Origin of the sequence: Bradyrhizobium sp. CCGUVB4N, from assembly GCF_024199945.1 — a bacterium.
In the GTDB taxonomy this organism is placed as follows: Bacteria; Pseudomonadota; Alphaproteobacteria; order Rhizobiales; family Xanthobacteraceae; genus Bradyrhizobium.
The window spans coordinates 1,496,876-1,512,371 of sequence record NZ_JANADP010000001.1 but is presented as its reverse complement, the minus strand read 5'-3'; the positions used below and the strand labels follow the sequence as shown (position 1 = coordinate 1,512,371).

The window sequence follows — 15,496 nt, the reverse complement described above, 5'->3', positions numbered from 1 at the left end:
GATCGGTCGAGAGCTTGAACGTCTCCATCCGGTGCGACTGGAAAGCGAAGGCCGGTCAGATGCGTTGCACCGTCGATACCGATAGGCCGCTGGTCTTCGTCATGTCGCGAGAGCTCTAATGGGTGGCGTGCTCAGCGCAACTCTCCAACGTTCTCACGATCACGGCTTCGATGCGGGCATCCTCAATCGTGCGGGGCTCGTCGCGCAGTCCGGCCCCGCGCTGCTCCATAAAACGCCGCCGCCACTTTTTTACGGTCTGCTGCTCCAGCCCTAGCTTGGCCGCCACTCCCGTGTTCTGCCCACCTTCCGCACAGGATCAGCATGATCCGGACTCTTAAGAGCCAGCGCCGTTCCGCCGCATCGTCAGCGACGTCAATTCGGCGCGCTCGTCATCGCTCAATATCGGGCAGGAAGTTGCTGGATTGCCATTGGGGACTCCGTCGCTGCTTGCCTCCATCCTTGGCACAGCGACGCGAATTTACTGCGGATCTATGATTGCGAACGTGTGGCTCGGGACACTAAGATCAGTCCATACACCTTGCCCATGGGAGGGGTTGGCTCGGGATCGCCCGTGAAGGTTTCCCTGACTTTGAGCAGTTCTGCACCTGGGGCTTCCCTTGAAGCTTCCTCTGGGGGCACTCATTGGCTAAGTCCGATGCCTCCATCAATTCCGCGAGGCCAATGTTCGTCACGACCCCAATCGCACAAAGCAAAACGAACACAGTTGTTACACGGTTTGATTAGCTTAGCGGCGGACCCGGTCTGTCCTGGACAGGACTTTGGTGCTGGTGGTTGTCTAAGGATTGGAAGGTTCATTGAAAGTACTTTTGCATGCCGTGGCGAGCGATTGAGCCCGACCATCTTCTTGAAGTTCGCGCCATCGCAGATCGCGTCCACCTAAACTATCGCCAGGATGAGGCCGTTTTCCCGGAGCGGCCGGAGATGTACCCTGAGGGATGTTTTGTGCTTGAGCGCTCGCGGGACGACCTGGCCGGCTATATCGTCACCATCCTTGGCGCTTCAAGGAGCCGCCCGCGCTGAATGCGCTTGTGGGCGCCGTGACCGAGCCTGCATCGACCTAATATCACGACATCGCGTTGTTGCCGGAAGCGCGCAGCAACGCTGCGGCTTTCCGAGGTCGTGCTTAAGCTGGTCAGACACGCGACAAAGGCCGGCTTTCCCAACCTCTCGCTGGTCGCTGTCAGCAATTCAGGAAAGTTCTGGGAGAAGCACGGCTTCCGAACGCTCGATGACGTGGATTTGAACCAGAAGCTCGCAAGCTATGGTGCAAGTGCAAAGTATGTGGTCCTTGAACCAACATGATGTGCAGTGGGTACTGTTCGAGCCGCCGATCGTGCGCGGCAATAGCCAGTTGATGCGCCGGTCGCTCCGTCAGAGGCTTCGAGCCGGCGCGCAGACTGACCGGCATTGATCGACTTGCGACGTCCGAACATCTCTAAATCCAGAACCGAGAGCGCTGAGGGCATGGAAGGATGCGCGATCCTGCTGGACAGGGCGGCCAACTATTCAGCTCTGCAATGCAGCGGATGGCCCCTGAGGTTCGCCGAACGCCAACCTGGACATGCGGTGTATTGGACAACGGGGCGGTTCGGAACGACGCCGTGGTTCAATAAGTAGCGCAGATCTGATCGAGCAGATCTACGTCATTGGGCGGTCGGTCGGGCTGGTTCATCGGCTGCCATGCAACACACGCTCCGCTCTGGTCGAGCGCGCCGAACAAGCAACGGTAGGCTTGCGTGATTGGGACGTGCCCGACGTCGAAACTCGATTAAGTCCAAGCCTACTCGTATTGCTGGTGATGATATCATCATCGAGTTCGTAGCGATCTTTCACTCGCTGATGACGGGAGATGCTCGAGTCGGGCGTGTTGCCACGATCACGATAGCCTGGTCCGCCAAATGCGGGGACAGATGCGTGACGTCTGCGTGTCAGATAACGGTCAGCTGGAGCTTGTATGTGGAACGGCAAGGGCTCCCAAGAGCTCCGTAGTAACAACTCTGCCAGTAGGAGCGAAAATCGGATGCATAGCCACGGCATTTCAGCCAGCCAATCCGCAGGCGCCAGCCGGACTGATGAATCAGGGGAGTCAGGCGATAGTCAGCGCTTTGAACGAACCCTTGCAGGCATGGAGCCAGGCAGTTCGTCGTCGGCTAACCCGCGGCCATACTCTCTTGTTTCCGCCCCACCCATTGAGCAGATCGCAAGATCTACCTTTGACAGAGAAGTGAGGGAATTTTTCGGCGACGAAATCAAATACATCGCCGATAATCCACAAGAGTACACGGATTTTGTATCCACAAAAGCTGAGCGCGCGGCAATGGTCGCTAGAGTTTACGCCAGCACGGCAGACAATGCGGTGACGGAGCCGCGATTTTTCCGCTATCGATTGGGGGACACAACTGTTGGGCTTTTAAGAGCAGGAGGCCCGATGATTGTTAGAGGGGACCGGCTTCAGCGACAATTCGGGCGCAATGAGTTCACGTCCGTTGTAGATCTTCGGCTTAGCCATCCGCTTGTCGAGAACGCAGGCGATATTCTGCTGGAGCATCAACTTCGGCAAGACGGCGATCAGCCGTCGGTCATGTCACGTCCTGCCATAGAAGGTATGGAACCCCGTCTAGCGGAGATGGGGTTTGTTGATATGGGTCGCAATCACTGGGTGCTTGATCCGACCCAGCATCCCGAAAAGTGGACGAAGAACGCTGACAATGAATGGCAGCGGTCAGACAAACCTGCACTGTATCTTTCAAAGGCTGAAGGCGATGACAGCGATACTGAAGCAGGTGTTGAGGCGAATCCGAGTGAAGCAAGCGTAGAGACAGACTCGACTGGCGATGACCCTTCTTGGTATCTTGAGCGCGCTCTTACTTTCAGCTGAGTATTGCCCGTGAAGTCGGGCGCAACGACGAGGTCGCACCTGAACGTGATTGCTATCTCGTCGTTTCAGCGGCGGTCGTGCGAGCCCCTAGCGAGGGCAGGTACCATCACTCGTGCCGATGCAAGATCCCGCGCATCGATCACTTCGCATAATGTGTCGTCCGTGGAACAGTGTGCAAACCGCTGAGCGGGATTCGGTTTCTGGCACGCTGGTGGGTTTGAGATTGCGGGCTTTCGAGAGTTGACGCCTCGAAAGCCTGCGGGTCCACTCTCAAGATAGCCTCGAGTCAGCGATCGTGATTCCCTCGTCGCAACGGAAGTGATGCGACCGAAGCAACCGACGACGACTTCAAGGCGATCGAGGCAGGCTGCATCATTATCAATGTTAAGCATGTGCTGGCGCAGCTTGGCGGCAAGACCCGACTGGGACTGGGTCGATCGGTCGATCACGAGATCGCACCGTCTGCTGCCAGAAGGACCGGCCGGAGACCGAGAGACGGTTCGTCATCGGGCTGCTGCTCGAGCACATCTACGCTTGTCCGACGAGGACAAGCGCGAACCCGAGCGCAATCACGCTCGACATCGACGACATGGTCGACGTGGTGCATGGCCGTCAGCAACTCGCGCTGTTCATTGCCCAATGTGACGAACACTACTTCCTGCCGATCCACGTCCACGACACCGAGCACAGCCGGCCCATTGCGGTCATGCTGCGCCCGGCAAGACGCCGAGCGGCATTGAGGCGCGAACACATCTGCGCCGCCTGGTTCGGCGCATTCGCCGGCGCTGGCCTTCCGCGGCGAAAGCCACTACGCCTGCCTCGAGGCCATGACTTTCTGCGAGCAGAACGGCGTCGATTACGTCTTCGCGCTGGCCGGCACCAAGCTGCTCGCCAGAAAGGTCGACGAGGTCTGCGATGCAGTCCGAACCAACGTGCGGTCGAGAACAAGAACGTGGTTCGGCTACGCCGAGACCCGCCACGCGGCAGGTTCCTGGCATCTTGAGCGCCGCGTCATCGCCCGCATCGAAGCACCCCAACAAGGGCTCGACATCCGCCACGTCGTCACCAGCCTGAATATCAGCACGGCGGGGGGATCTATGATCGCCTCTACCGGGCACGCGGACAGGCCGAGAACCTGACCAAGCTGCACAAGACCCAGCTCGCCTCCGATCGCACCAGCTGCCGCTCGGCGATCGCCAACCAGGTTCGCCTCGTCTTCCACGCCGCCGTCTATTGGCTCATCCTCGCCATGCGCGACGCCATCCCGAAGCCGCGTGATCTGGCAACCGCCGAATTCAACACCATCAGGCTCACATTTCTCAAGATCGCAGCCCGTGTCATCGAGACCGCCACCCGCGTACGTCTGGCCTTCGCTGCAGCGTGCGCCGACGCCAACCTGTTCCGCAGCGCGGCAAACGCTCTGGTCCCGCAAGCGTCCTGACGCTCGGGGCATGAGCCCCGGTCATCCCCGCCACCGTCCTCCAACGCGTTCAGGAAGTCCCGTCGAAAAGCGGCGAAAAAGCCCGTAGCGTTCGCGCGCGCCTTCACTCGCGACCAGAAATGTTCCAGCAGCCCGCCCGGCACTCATGATTAAGACGAGCTAGAAATCTGGTTACAGAGTCTCTAAGACAAGCTCTCGTGCTCGCTGCAATGGTGTTACGAAGAATGAAGATACAGATATTCTCATTGCGGGAACGACCAGATCTGATCCCGTCGGTCTTTTCGAATGACTTGGAGGAGGTGTGGCCCGAGTTCATGCGACATGACGCGACGTCAGAGCTCTACTTTGGGCGATCTGTGTTTTTCGATTACCTCGACTACGCCTTTGGAGCACTTCTCGATGGCGAGATCGTCGGGCGCGCTTTTGGTGTTCCATTTGCCTTCAACATCGAGGGCCGCTCCGAATTGCCTGACGGCGGCTGGGACCAGGTTATCCGCTGGGCTCACGAAGACAGGCTTGTTGGACGTAGGCCGACGACGATAAGCGCGCTCGAAATCGCCCTTGTCCCCAAGGCGAGGGGCATTGGCAATGCACTGGCGATGTTGGATGCCTTGAAGGCGTGCGCGAAGAAAATGGGCTTTGCAGAAATGTTTGCCCCTGTCCGGCCCAGCCAAAAGCAACTCGACGCGCGGAAGGCAATGCGCGAGTATGTCACATTGCACCGTGCCGACGGTTTGCCAACGGACACGTGGTTGCGAACTCACGTCCGCGCCGGAGGCAAGATATTGAAGATCGCTCCCTATTCCATGACCATCGTTGGGACCATCGCGGAGTGGACGCAATGGACAGGGGCAGCCTTCAATTGTTCGGGCCAGGCAGAGGTCGAGGGTGCATTGGTACCGGTACTTGTATCGGTTGAGCAGAATTATGGAGTTTACGTGGAGCCGAATGTGTGGGTCCAACATGCATTGTGATATCTGTTGCATCCAACGGGGTAGCTGGATGTGCCATTCGACCCTTTAATTGCAGATTGATGTCAATTGGCCTCTCGTTCTTTTCTTGACGGTGGTAACGCTCGAGATAGGTTGCGCGCTGACTTTAAGCGCCTGTCGCCCGTTCTGGAGAACCTCACGGCACACGGTCCCGTGGGCGTTCTCAAGCCTTGTTGTATAATGAGGAAAGGCCTCACGGGGCGATCGGCAATCGACCGCCGATTTTGCTGCAAACCCGCGATGGTGCCACCAGCCCACCAGCGTGTTCAGAGCCGTAAAACTCTAGTTCTGGGTGGTCCAAACTTCGGTCTCGCTTCAAAGAGTCGTAAAACTCTAGTTTCGAGTGGTCCAAAGTTCGGTCGCTGCATCGGTAACTCACCCTCAATTTAGGGATGAATGAGATCGGCAAGGTGCAGCGTTGAAGATTCCCCCCGGGCGTGGCCACCGCCCCCGCCCGTCAGTTCTTGTCCTAATTGGCACACTTGCAAAATCGAATTGGGACACCGAATAAAAACGCCACCTGCTTGAAATAGCTTGCAGGCGGCGCTTATCGAGCCCCGGGAGGGTGATGCAAAATCCCGGCTCCCATTAGTCAGCACAACCTGTGCCAAGGTTTTATGTCTCGGGGCGGGACACTTGCGGGTGGGGGATAGAATCGAAAGAGGCCGCTCACTGAGGCTAGCCTGTCTCTGTCCAATCTGCAGCTTTTTCGTCATCGTCATGCTCTTCATCATCTGCCGGCAAGGAATCCGGCAACTCTCCCGCCAACATTTTGTCCTTGCTGAGCAGGCCGGCGTCCTCCAGCGTGTCCATGTCCGGCAGATCGCGCAGCGTCGCCAGCCGAAATGCACCAAACCCCCTTGGTGATGACGTAGGTGTAGGGCGCGCCGGGTTGCGGGCTGCGCGGGCCACTTGCGATGAAGCCTAATTTAGGCAGTCATGCGCCTTGACAGACGAATTGAGGTCAATCAGTGTAACGTTATAACATTACATTTGTAGGCTCCTCGTGCGCCACTCCACCGCTCTCACCCTATCTCCTTGAAAAGGCTCTTCGATCTCCATGCAAAAACTCCCCGTCACCGTCTTGTCCGGTTTCCTCGGGGCTGGAAAGACCACTTTGCTGAACCACGTCCTGAACAACCGGCACGGCCTGAAGGTGGCAGTGATTGTCAACGACATGAGCGAGGTGAACATCGATGCGGATCTGGTTCGCGATGGCGGTGCGAACCTGTCCCGGACCGATGAGAAGCTCGTCGAGATGACCAACGGCTGCATCTGCTGCACGCTGAGGGACGACCTTCTGAAGGAGGTGCGCGCCCTCGCCGAGAGCGGCCGCTTCGATTATCTTCTGATCGAATCCACCGGCATCTCCGAGCCGCTGCCGGTGGCGGCAACCTTCGACTTCCGCTCCGAAGACGGCGAAAGCCTCTCCGACGTGGCACGCCTCGACACCATGGTCACCGTGGTCGACGCCGTGAACCTACTCAAGGACTATTCGTCGACCGACTTTCTGCAGGATCGCGGCGAGGCACTGGAAGACGACCGACGAACGCTGGTCGACCTGCTTGTGGAGCAGATCGAGTTTGCTGATGTGGTGGTGCTCAACAAGGTCGACGACGCCACGGAAGCTCAGCGCGAAGTAGCGCGCAAGATTATCCGCTCGCTCAATCCGGAGGCCGATATCATCGAGGCAAACTACAGCCGTGTGCCCTTCGATCGCGTACTCGACACCGGCCGCTTCGACTTTGAGAAGGCCCAGCAGCACCCGCTCTGGTACAAGGAGCTCTATGGCTTCGCCGAGCACGTGCCCGAGAGCGAAGAATACGGCGTGACGAACTTCGTCTACCGCGGCCGCAGGCCGTTCGATCCCGCCAAGTTCGACCAGTTCATCAAGCAGCCTTGGCCGGGTGTCGTCCGGGCGAAAGGTCATTTCTGGCTGGCGACCCGGCCGCAATGGCTCGGCGAGATCAGCCAGGCGGGTTCGATCGTGCGAACCGGAGCATTGGGGTTCTGGTGGGCGGCCGTTCCTGCCGAACGCTGGCCCGACGATCCCTTCTGGCGCAAAAATCTGCGGAAGCACTGGAACGAGATCTATGGCGACCGCCGCCAGGAAATCGTATTCATCGGCGTCGGCATGGACGAAGGGGCGATCCGCGCGCGCCTCGATGCCTGCCTCGTGCCGGGCAGGCCTGCAATGGATGTTGCCGAATGGGCAAAGCTGTCAGATCCATTTCCAGCCTGGCGACGCGCCGATCAGGCCGCCTGAACGGCAGCCGTGGCGGCGATCCGTTGCGGGCTGGATTGGCCGTGCTCGGGCGGTTCGCGCTCGGCGTGACGATCGCCGCTTGGCTTGCGGCTGGAGCCTTGGCGGTGGAACAGCCGTCGGAAACTCCGGCCTGGTTGAAGAACCATGTCGGAAACGGCGAGGGACAGATCGTCCCAGTGGTCCTACAGAGAGCGCGCGCTCTCTACCTGCGAAAGGTCGCGGCAGCCGTCGTCAAAAACCCCTGCTATTTCGCCATGGACGCGACGCGGCCGAGCGATGGCGGATTGGGGAAGCGCTTCTACGAGATCTGCGAAGCCGACCGGTCATTTCGCGCGATGTCCGCGGGGCATGGCAGCGGCCGCAACATCAAGGGCGCGGTGAATTTCGCGAACGGAAAGGTGTGCGCGAAAAATTTCGGCAATGCACTGGACTCGAATCTGACGACTGGCGGCGCCTATGTGACGGCCGAGACGAAAACCTCCTTCAAGGGTTACTTTCGCAACGCCGCGAAACGAGAGGCCATCCTGATGCGTTCGTTCGTTCAGTTCGATGGCGAGGGAGAGACCGCCAATGCCAGGGAGCGTGCGATCGGCGGACATCCAGCCATTGTCCTGAAGGGCATCCATTATCGAAGCATGGCGCGCAGTCCGTATGCCAATGTGAATGGTTGCGTTCCGATCGGAACCCTCGTGGACTACGCGAGCGGACGCAGCAATGGATGCACGAGCTGGTCGCGATCCGACGCAGAACAGATCATTCCGCTGCTCGATGAACCGACGACAATCTACATCTACCCGGAATCGCAGGACATCAAGGCGGTTGCGCAAGCCGTTTCGGCGCGCCGATCGTTTTCATCCAATGGCCTTTATTGGAACGCCCTTTGCCTGAAGCAGATCGGCGCTCCGATATTCTGGTCGAATGAGATACTCGAGCCGATCCTCGTTCGTTACCGCCGGGATCCTGAGCGGTCCGCGAGCCCCGTGCCGACTTGCAGGCCGTAACCTCTTCTCCGCTTCCTTCGTTGCGGCCATCACCGCGAGACAATCCAGAGTTGCTCTGTAGCCGGCTAGCAGCAGGGCACCGAAGGTAACAATCGCCACCGACGCCGCGACCTCGAGCGCCCGGATCGCGAGCATGCCAAAGCCGGCCTGAGCCTTGGCAACACGGCCGGCGATGTCGCGCGCGCTGACCGCGAGCGTTGCGATCGCCGCGACGGTCGCGCCGTGCCGAGACCCATCAGCAGTGTGGCGCCGACGCCGGTCCAGAAGAGGTCATGCGCCAGTCCAAAGAAGAGCAGGATGATCGCGCCCGAGCACAGCCCGACCGACGACAGCGGAGAGACCGCGCTGCCAGCCGCCCGTGCCGGCAAGTTCAGCCGGTTCAGGCCCGTACGCGTGTCTCCAGGCAGATGGCTCCCGAGTGCGATCGGTTGCCTCATTTATTTTGCTCCCGGCTTGGATTGAGGAGGAGGCCGGGTGCGGAGATGGCCAAGGTTTCGGAGCGCCCGGCCTCCTCCGCTGGCGTCTGCCACATCATTGGGTTGTTGTGACCTCATGCCCCAGCAGCGCTTCCTCCGTAGGAACGAACAACAACGCGTTCGCTTTTTCGCTGCGCCAGGATTTAAGCCGACGTTGAAGCGTTCGAAGAAGCTTGTTCGGATAGGCTCCAGGATATTCCACCTGCAACCGGGAGAGCAGTTCGCTACCAGTCCGCCAGGGCTCGGCTTCAAACCATTTTCGCAAATCAGGCGTTGCCCGGATGAGCGGGTCGGGACGGCGCCGGCCTCTTTTCGGTTTCACGATTGGCCGATCCTTCGGTCGCATAGCTCCGTCCTTCCAGGCGGTTCGTAGGCTTGCCAGGAAGGGATCGATCGATTGCGATGCCGCAGCAGGATGGGCGATTGGCTGGGTATCCGCGAGCGCTGCGAGGCGTTCCTGCGCGCCGCGGATGTCGCGCAACAACACGACCGGGTCGAGAGCGGCATAGATTTCTTGGAGATGGTGGCGAAGCGCGTCGGGCGTGCGGGCGTCGGCGGCCAAGCGCTGGTGTGGCGTTGCCGGCGCGCTGTATGTCTTGCGCACACGAGCGCCGTCGCGCTGCTTGGCTATCAATTTGAACGAGGGTTGGAAGAAGTTCATGAACAGCCGCGCCGATCGATAGAGTTCAGCCAGCAGCTTGGCCGCTTCCAGGCCCTCGAACCGACGATAGCCGACCATCCTGCGCACGACGGCGCCGTTCTTCTGCTCGACGAAGGCCTGGTCGTTCTTCCGGTAGGGCCGGCAACGCGTGAAGACGATGTTGGCCGCATCGCAGTATGCCTTCAGCGTCTCATTCATGAACACGGTGTCATTGTCCGTATCGAGGCCGGCCAGCGCAAAGGGCAATTGTTTGCGCAATTCCGTCGACGCCGTGCTCGAAGCGTTTGTTCGCGCACGATCGGAGGAGCGCACTCCGTCCAGCCGGTAGCGATGTCGGTGAGCACGAGGGTCCGGATGAAGCTGCCGCGCGGCAATTCGGGTGGAAGCACATAACTTCTTCCATCGACTCGGGGCAGGCGGAGAGATACCAATAGGCATCACGCACGCAGGCGTGGCCGAGGTAAGTGGAGAGCGGCTGGTCAGCTGCTTTTGCATCGACTCCGGCCTGATCGGGCGACCGCAGACCACCGCCCCCATAACGGTCAGCGTTAGGCCATCCTTGTGTAGTGTACCGCAAGATCTCGTTCGCCGGGATTTCCGTTGGCCGTCCAGCCTCCCTTTGACTGATCAGCCGACTGAGCAATAGTCAAATGGCATCGTCCCCAGCAGTCGCGCCCCTCGCTGATCGCCGCTCAGAGTCGGTGAAGCGGGCGCTTGAATTATTGCGATAACCAAGCCGTCGCATGTAAGCGCGGACACATGCTTGGCGCCTGTGCGTCAGGTTAAGGTCAGCTAATCTGCATAGGCTCTCGCTCGACAACGTGCAATTTTGGCGATAGGCGAGGAATCTGATGTACGGTCGAATGGTTGCCTCATCCACGCAGTCCACAAGCGCTAGCGAGGCGGATGACTCGAGAGACTCAGAAGATGCCGTTCGCTTTGCAGAAACGATTGCGGGCATGGAGCTAAGTGATGATCAAGCGACGCAACATTCAGGGGGCGCTCAGGACGACGTACACTCAAGTATGTCGCGAGCCAGTTCTGGCCGGCAGATGGATCAAGCGGAATCGTCCGGCGCATTGCGCTCGGAACTTCAAGCGTGGTGCAATCAAGCACCCACGAAAAACAAGTCGGCATTCTTTCGCAGCAAACTGTGTTGCGCTCCATCGACGTCAGATGAAGCAAGCGCGTCGCAATCACGCGAGCAAAGGCAAGCGGCCATGCATCATGTCCTGCGCTGTTTTGACGAAGGTGGGACGGACTTAGATTTAAGTGACCTGAATTTGTCCCAGCTGCCCCCTGGGCTCAATCGGATTCATCACCTGCGCCGCTTGGATATTTCGGAGAACGCCGCGCTCACCCATTTGCCCAACGAAATTTCGCAGTGCAAGCATTTGACGGAGCTCATTGCGGACCTTTGCTCAATTGTCGAGCTGCCTCATAGTATTGGGATGCTAAAGAACCTAACCACGCTTTCACTATCCTTCAACTCATTACGTGGACTGCCGGATGAAATAGGCGACTGCGAAGCGCTTGAGAACCTTAGCTTGGCAGGCTGCAAACTGCGACTGCTACCCAGCACACTGGGAAATCTTCAAAATCTTTCGACGTTAGATTTGGCATCAAATAGTAAATTGAGCAATCTTCCCGACATGAACCTTAGAAATTTGGCGGTCTACGTTACAGGGACTCAGCTGGCACTCATGTCCCGGATATTCCGGCCTCCGGCGTTAGAGCATCCGGAGCGCTTGTCTTTGTCTAGAACATGTGAGGAAATAAAACGCAGATGGAGTCAAGTCGGAAGTGAGTTATCCGCCGATGCGTGCTTCCGCATTGACAAGCTGCGGTGTTCCGCCTCAACAACATTGGCGGAGAATCATGAAATCGCTTCTTTATGGCAGCATGCTGCAGCCAAAGTGCAGGAGTGGGCGAAGAAGAATTCTCCATTCACGAAAGAAGGCATTTTTGAACTAAATCGTATATTGCTGGGAAATGCGGATGAGGCTACGCACATCGGCGCTCTGCGAAAGGTGCTTGTGCAGGCTGCAGACGAGAATACTTGGACTGCCAAGAGATATCCGCCACCTCAAACACTTTCCAAAGAAATGGCCGCTTTCGCCGATTGGGCCGCAGGCAACGAGCGTGACTTGACATCCAGTGATCCGATGGCTGTGGTGGAGTTCGCGGCTGAGGTCCATCAGCGGCTGGCCAGTCTGCATCCCTTTGAGGATGGCAACGGACGAACCGCTCGCTTGGCAATGGACTGGGTGCTTTTGCGGCACGGACTACCGCCGTCACCGCCGATTGGACCAGCTAGCCGCGCCCCGGCCGTGTTCTTAGGGGTTGGGGAAATTCAGATTGAGGATGTCGTACGAGAAACAGTTCAAGGCATGGAGGCTGCGCTTCGAGAAGCGGCGCCCGACGTGCCATACCGGACCCGTTCGGCATAGTTCGGCGGGCCGCATAAACCTGCAAGATGAACGACGTCGATCCGCAAGCCTGGCTCGCTGACGTGCTGGCCAGACTTCCAGATTACCCTGTCAACAGAGGCGCCGACCTGCTTCAGTGGAATTGGAAGGCGACCCGACAGTCCAAAGCGGCTGCCGCCTGAGCGCCACGGCAGGCCGGCGCGTCCGCCCGGGGTGCTGGCCGAATGCGTACGTTTTCGACCATGCCGTGATCGACAAGGCGGACGGCGTTGTTTTCCGCTGCACGCTGGATAGATCGGAGACGCAGCGTTTTCTGGAGATCCCATCCTGGATGTTCGACCGCGCGGCATGTGTTCGGGGTTGCAGCCTAACGGCAGAGCCCCTTGTCAGCCTGGAAGCGCTCAACGCGATTCAGTGGTCAAGAGCCCGGCATCATCATTGAATGAACCGATTTCCGGTGCATGCGGAGTCTCTCACGACCAGAAGCGGGAGAGGCTCATGGCAAGCAGGACGGCGATACCGGCGAACCCGGTTCGGCGCAACCGGCTGTTCGGCATGCATCAGATGGACCTGTTCGCAGGTGGCATCACGCACAGCGCCGTTGGGGTTCCAGAGTGGCGGGAGCTGCCGAAGGAGGCGCGGGATGCGCTGGGCGCTTTAAAGAATGAACTGCGTTGCACCGCCGGCGATCAACAGCTTCGAGCCCTCAAGTTCGCCGCTCACTTCGTCGGCGACATTCATCAGCCGTTTCACACGATCTGGGAAAGCAGCGGCGGCAACGGGATTGCCATTAAGGTGATCCAGTTCAAGGGCAAGACCTGCACGGCGGACCACTGCTCGACGCCTCCCGACAATCTTCACAAGATGTGGGACACGACGCTGATACGCACGATGGAGTACAATTGGCCGACTTTCGTCGATGATCTTGAGGCAGGCTGGCTGACCAGCGATGTCGCGAAGAATGACACGAAGGACAATCCGGTCATGTGGGCGGAGGATGCGCACAATGAAGCGATCGCCGGTAATATCTGGGTCGATGGTGATACACTGGACCAAGCTTACTATGATCGGGCCACACCACTCTTAACACAACAACTTGGCTTCGCCGGCTTACGGCTTGGCGCGGTACCTGAACGACGTCATCAGTTCCTCGCAGTGCCCTCCTATACATCTCACATGTGTACTGGTGACAGTAGCGATAGGCAGCGACGTCACGCCGCCATCATGTCGAACTCAACATGCACGCGGTCATAGGGAAATTCCACGCCCCCACTTTCCGTTCGCTCCAAAATCCCTGCGCCCAGTAGCAGCGTCACGTCGGAGTGAACCCCCTTAAAGTCACGGTCGACCCGACGCGCAACTTCTCGGATCGTCAACGGGCCGGCTCCGGTCATAACGCGCACGATCTCCATACGCTTGGGCGCCAGCACCCGCCAAAGGTTGCTGACGCTCTCGAATGAAATTCGATCGTCCCCAGCCTTACGCTGCCCGTGCGCAGTCGCCAGGATGCGGCGCGTCAGGTCGCTTTGTGTCTCGACGCCCAGGATAACCGTCCGCATGCTCTATCTCCGTTTATTCACGTCGCGCCAAAAATCCGCCAGCAGCTGCTCCAGCCCACGAAACGTATTTAGGTCTCGGACAATTTGACCGACCAAGCTATTGGTCAAGTCCAAAACTTATTCCAATAGTCGCGCGAGCACGTCTGACTGCTCGGCGAATTTTTGGGTATTGGCCTTCCGCAATCGCTCGAGGTTTTGCAGCTTCCACCGGACGCCCGGGAGTTGCTCCAGATGCGGGATGCCCAGCAGGTTCCATTCTGGCTCAGCAGCGACCAATGACAACAGGAACCGGCGCTCATCCGCCGTCAGCTCCTGCTGGAGTTCGTGCGCCATTCGCTCGCGCGCGGCCAGCAGCGCGCCGAGCTCGACGGGCTCGGCGGTCATGCCGATGAAATTGTGCTCAAACTCCTGGCGGATGTCGCGCAGGGACGGAAACAGCACCTCATGCACAGGCCGGTTATGGCTCGCGAGGTAAATGACGAAGGCACGGCGGATGGCGGCCGTGATCCCCTCGTGGGCGAAGAGCTGCATGACGTCGAACAGATCGCGGGGATGCTGGCGGTCCATCGCAGCGACGAGCTTGCCGCCATACACGTCCTCGAGCGAAACGACCGGGATTTCGAGATCCGCCTGCAGCGTGTCGCGCGCATTCTGCGTCAGCGACGCCACGCGCACCGCGTTGACGGTGCCGCGCATAACGAAATTGACCTCAATCTTGACCTCGATGGCACCCTGTCGCACCAACAGCTTGGTCTCGCCTGCATCTGTCGAAGCGGGCGCATGGGTTCGAAAGCCGCGCTTGGTCAGGCGTGCAACGGATTGGCGAATGGCTTCGTTGATGCGCTTGGGCGCCTCGTCGCGCGGCAGCGTGTGATCGGGAAAGACCAGGTCGAGATCGACCGAGAGCCGCGGCATGTCGCGAACGAAGAGGTTGATCGCTGTGCCGCCCTTGAGCGCGAAGGTGTCATCGACGAGCACCAGCGGCGCGACTCGCGTCAGCAATCGGGCGCTGTCGAGATAGGTCTGATTCATGGCTTGAGCACCAGAAGCCCGTCAGCCGAGCGCGACACCCATCGCCGATCGCTGCCCTTAGGCAACTGGGATGGATCGAGCTTACCCATCCACGGCAGGGAAAGCTCGTGTCCGAGCTGCAGGCAGAGGCGCACGGTCTTGACGCTGGCGCATCTCTTGAGCAGGTCGCCGAGCACGTCGGCGCGCAAGCTGTAGCTGCTCTCGACCAGTTCGCGCGCTTCTTGCAGCGGCTGACGAACGCCAACTTCGCTCAGAACCTCCAGTAGTGCGCGCTCCGGTGCCGAGACGAATGGTGCGCCTTTGCGGTTCTCGAAGGGCCGGACCTGCAGGAGCGCGTCGGGGCGCTCCTCGAACAGCCGCTTGCGGTGATACTCGGCTGGAAAGCGCTGGATGAACCACTCGGGGAGACGCCCCGCCTTCCAGCCATAGAGATGAAGGACGGGTTGCTGGGCCACGTAGTGGCGGATGCCGTGCCAGTCAAGCGCAGACTTGCCGCCGACATGCAGGCCTTCAAAGCTTCGCTGCAGCAACGCCAGGCTCGGATGCAATGCTGGCGGATCGTTGGGGCGGCAATAGACTCCACGCGCCAGCCGCTCCAACCAGCCCGCCCGGACATAATGGACGGCCAGATCCGCCGATATTCCAAGTGCGGCGAGGTCCTCGGAGATCAGCGGCGTCCCCGGTGCCAGATGGGAATAGAGCCGGTTTAGCTTATCTCTTTGAGTCGTAGCCATACTACG

The 15,496-nt window shown here is 59.3% G+C and carries 12 protein-coding genes and 4 pseudogenes; 11 read left to right on the top strand and 5 right to left on the bottom strand.

Going from position 1 to position 15,496, the window contains the following annotated elements:
• Positions 1–118: 118 nt before the first annotated feature.
• The 6 genes and pseudogenes from NLM31_RS06885 to NLM31_RS06865 all read left to right on the top strand — a co-directional run bounded on the left by NLM31_RS06885 (position 119) and on the right by NLM31_RS06865 (position 5,314).
• Positions 119–274 (top strand): hypothetical protein, encoded by a 156-nt coding sequence (locus tag NLM31_RS06885; RefSeq protein WP_254191832.1) that lies wholly within the window; start codon positions 119–121, stop codon positions 272–274.
• A gap of 1,767 nt (positions 275–2,041) precedes the next feature.
• Entirely contained in the window at positions 2,042–2,899 is an 858-nt protein-coding gene (locus tag NLM31_RS06875) for a host specificity protein (protein ID WP_254191831.1), read from the top strand.
• A gap of 436 nt (positions 2,900–3,335) precedes the next feature.
• Positions 3,336–3,623: pseudogene (locus NLM31_RS43320) on the top strand (transposase); the annotation flags it as partial.
• 103 nt (positions 3,624–3,726) lie between these two features.
• Positions 3,727–4,038 (top strand): transposase, encoded by a 312-nt coding sequence (locus tag NLM31_RS43315; RefSeq protein ID WP_375143532.1) that lies wholly within the window; start codon positions 3,727–3,729, stop codon positions 4,036–4,038.
• Positions 3,993–4,340 (top strand): transposase, encoded by a 348-nt coding sequence (locus NLM31_RS43310; RefSeq protein WP_375167536.1) that lies wholly within the window; start codon positions 3,993–3,995, stop codon positions 4,338–4,340. Before NLM31_RS43315 ends, NLM31_RS43310 begins: the two co-directional genes overlap by 46 nt.
• A gap of 314 nt (positions 4,341–4,654) precedes the next feature.
• Complete coding sequence (locus NLM31_RS06865) at positions 4,655–5,314, top strand: hypothetical protein (protein WP_254135244.1); 660 nt, start codon at positions 4,655–4,657, stop codon at positions 5,312–5,314.
• 696 nt (positions 5,315–6,010) lie between these two features.
• On the opposite strand, the pseudogene NLM31_RS06855 reads toward NLM31_RS06865, so the two are convergent.
• A pseudogene (locus tag NLM31_RS06855) lies at positions 6,011–6,260 on the bottom strand (segregation and condensation protein B); the annotation flags it as partial.
• A gap of 132 nt (positions 6,261–6,392) precedes the next feature.
• Here NLM31_RS06855 and zigA point away from each other — a divergent pair.
• Positions 6,393–7,598: a zinc metallochaperone GTPase ZigA gene (gene zigA, locus NLM31_RS06850; protein WP_254128571.1), complete on the top strand. Its 1,206-nt coding sequence runs from the start codon at positions 6,393–6,395 to the stop codon at positions 7,596–7,598.
• A complete protein-coding gene (locus NLM31_RS06845) occupies positions 7,541–8,599 on the top strand; it encodes a murein L,D-transpeptidase catalytic domain family protein (protein WP_254191830.1) in 1,059 nt (352 codons plus the stop codon). The genes zigA and NLM31_RS06845 overlap by 58 nt, the downstream gene beginning before the upstream one ends.
• Positions 8,600–9,130: 531 nt before the next feature.
• Here the strand turns inward: NLM31_RS06845 and NLM31_RS06840 are convergent.
• Positions 9,131–10,104, bottom strand: a pseudogene (locus NLM31_RS06840) (ISNCY family transposase); the annotation flags it as partial.
• Positions 10,105–10,956: 852 nt separating this feature from the next.
• Between NLM31_RS06840 and NLM31_RS06835 the strand changes: the two are divergent.
• The 3 genes and pseudogenes from NLM31_RS06835 to NLM31_RS06825 all read left to right on the top strand — a co-directional run bounded on the left by NLM31_RS06835 (position 10,957) and on the right by NLM31_RS06825 (position 13,419).
• Entirely contained in the window at positions 10,957–12,186 is a 1,230-nt protein-coding gene (locus tag NLM31_RS06835) for a Fic family protein (protein ID WP_254128552.1), read from the top strand.
• Positions 12,187–12,203: 17 nt separating this feature from the next.
• Positions 12,204–12,347, top strand: a pseudogene (locus NLM31_RS06830) (transposase domain-containing protein); the annotation flags it as partial.
• Between the two features lie 316 nt (positions 12,348–12,663).
• Positions 12,664–13,419 (top strand): S1/P1 nuclease, encoded by a 756-nt coding sequence (locus NLM31_RS06825; protein ID WP_254191829.1) that lies wholly within the window; start codon positions 12,664–12,666, stop codon positions 13,417–13,419.
• On the opposite strand, the gene NLM31_RS06820 is transcribed toward NLM31_RS06825, so the two are convergent.
• The 3 genes from NLM31_RS06820 to NLM31_RS06810 form a co-directional block, all read right to left on the bottom strand.
• Positions 13,377–13,724 (bottom strand): transcriptional regulator, encoded by a 348-nt coding sequence (locus NLM31_RS06820; RefSeq protein WP_254128556.1) that lies wholly within the window; start codon positions 13,722–13,724, stop codon positions 13,377–13,379. The two genes, NLM31_RS06825 and NLM31_RS06820, sit on opposite strands and share 43 nt — an antisense overlap.
• Before the next feature lie 117 nt (positions 13,725–13,841).
• Positions 13,842–14,756, bottom strand: coding sequence for a nucleotidyl transferase AbiEii/AbiGii toxin family protein (locus tag NLM31_RS06815; RefSeq protein WP_254128557.1), 915 nt, complete (start codon positions 14,754–14,756; stop codon positions 13,842–13,844).
• A complete protein-coding gene (locus NLM31_RS06810) occupies positions 14,753–15,490 on the bottom strand; it encodes a type IV toxin-antitoxin system AbiEi family antitoxin domain-containing protein (RefSeq protein WP_254128558.1) in 738 nt (245 codons plus the stop codon). The genes NLM31_RS06815 and NLM31_RS06810 overlap by 4 nt, the downstream gene beginning before the upstream one ends.
• Positions 15,491–15,496 lie beyond the last annotated feature (6 nt).

Coding starts and splice junctions, on each gene's coding strand:
- NLM31_RS06885 (WP_254191832.1), top strand. CDS start 119: ATGGGTGGCGTGCTCAGCGCAACTCTCCAACGTTCTCACGATCACGGC.
- NLM31_RS06875 (WP_254191831.1), top strand. CDS start 2,042: ATGCATAGCCACGGCATTTCAGCCAGCCAATCCGCAGGCGCCAGCCGG.
- NLM31_RS43315 (WP_375143532.1), top strand. CDS start 3,727: ATGACTTTCTGCGAGCAGAACGGCGTCGATTACGTCTTCGCGCTGGCC.
- NLM31_RS06865 (WP_254135244.1), top strand. CDS start 4,655: ATGCGACATGACGCGACGTCAGAGCTCTACTTTGGGCGATCTGTGTTT.
- zigA (WP_254128571.1), top strand. CDS start 6,393: ATGCAAAAACTCCCCGTCACCGTCTTGTCCGGTTTCCTCGGGGCTGGA.
- NLM31_RS06845 (WP_254191830.1), top strand. CDS start 7,541: ATGGGCAAAGCTGTCAGATCCATTTCCAGCCTGGCGACGCGCCGATCA.
- NLM31_RS06835 (WP_254128552.1), top strand. CDS start 10,957: ATGCATCATGTCCTGCGCTGTTTTGACGAAGGTGGGACGGACTTAGAT.
- NLM31_RS06825 (WP_254191829.1), top strand. CDS start 12,664: ATGGCAAGCAGGACGGCGATACCGGCGAACCCGGTTCGGCGCAACCGG.
- NLM31_RS06820 (WP_254128556.1), bottom strand. CDS start 13,724: ATGCGGACGGTTATCCTGGGCGTCGAGACACAAAGCGACCTGACGCGC.
- NLM31_RS06815 (WP_254128557.1), bottom strand. CDS start 14,756: ATGAATCAGACCTATCTCGACAGCGCCCGATTGCTGACGCGAGTCGCG.
- NLM31_RS06810 (WP_254128558.1), bottom strand. CDS start 15,490: ATGGCTACGACTCAAAGAGATAAGCTAAACCGGCTCTATTCCCATCTG.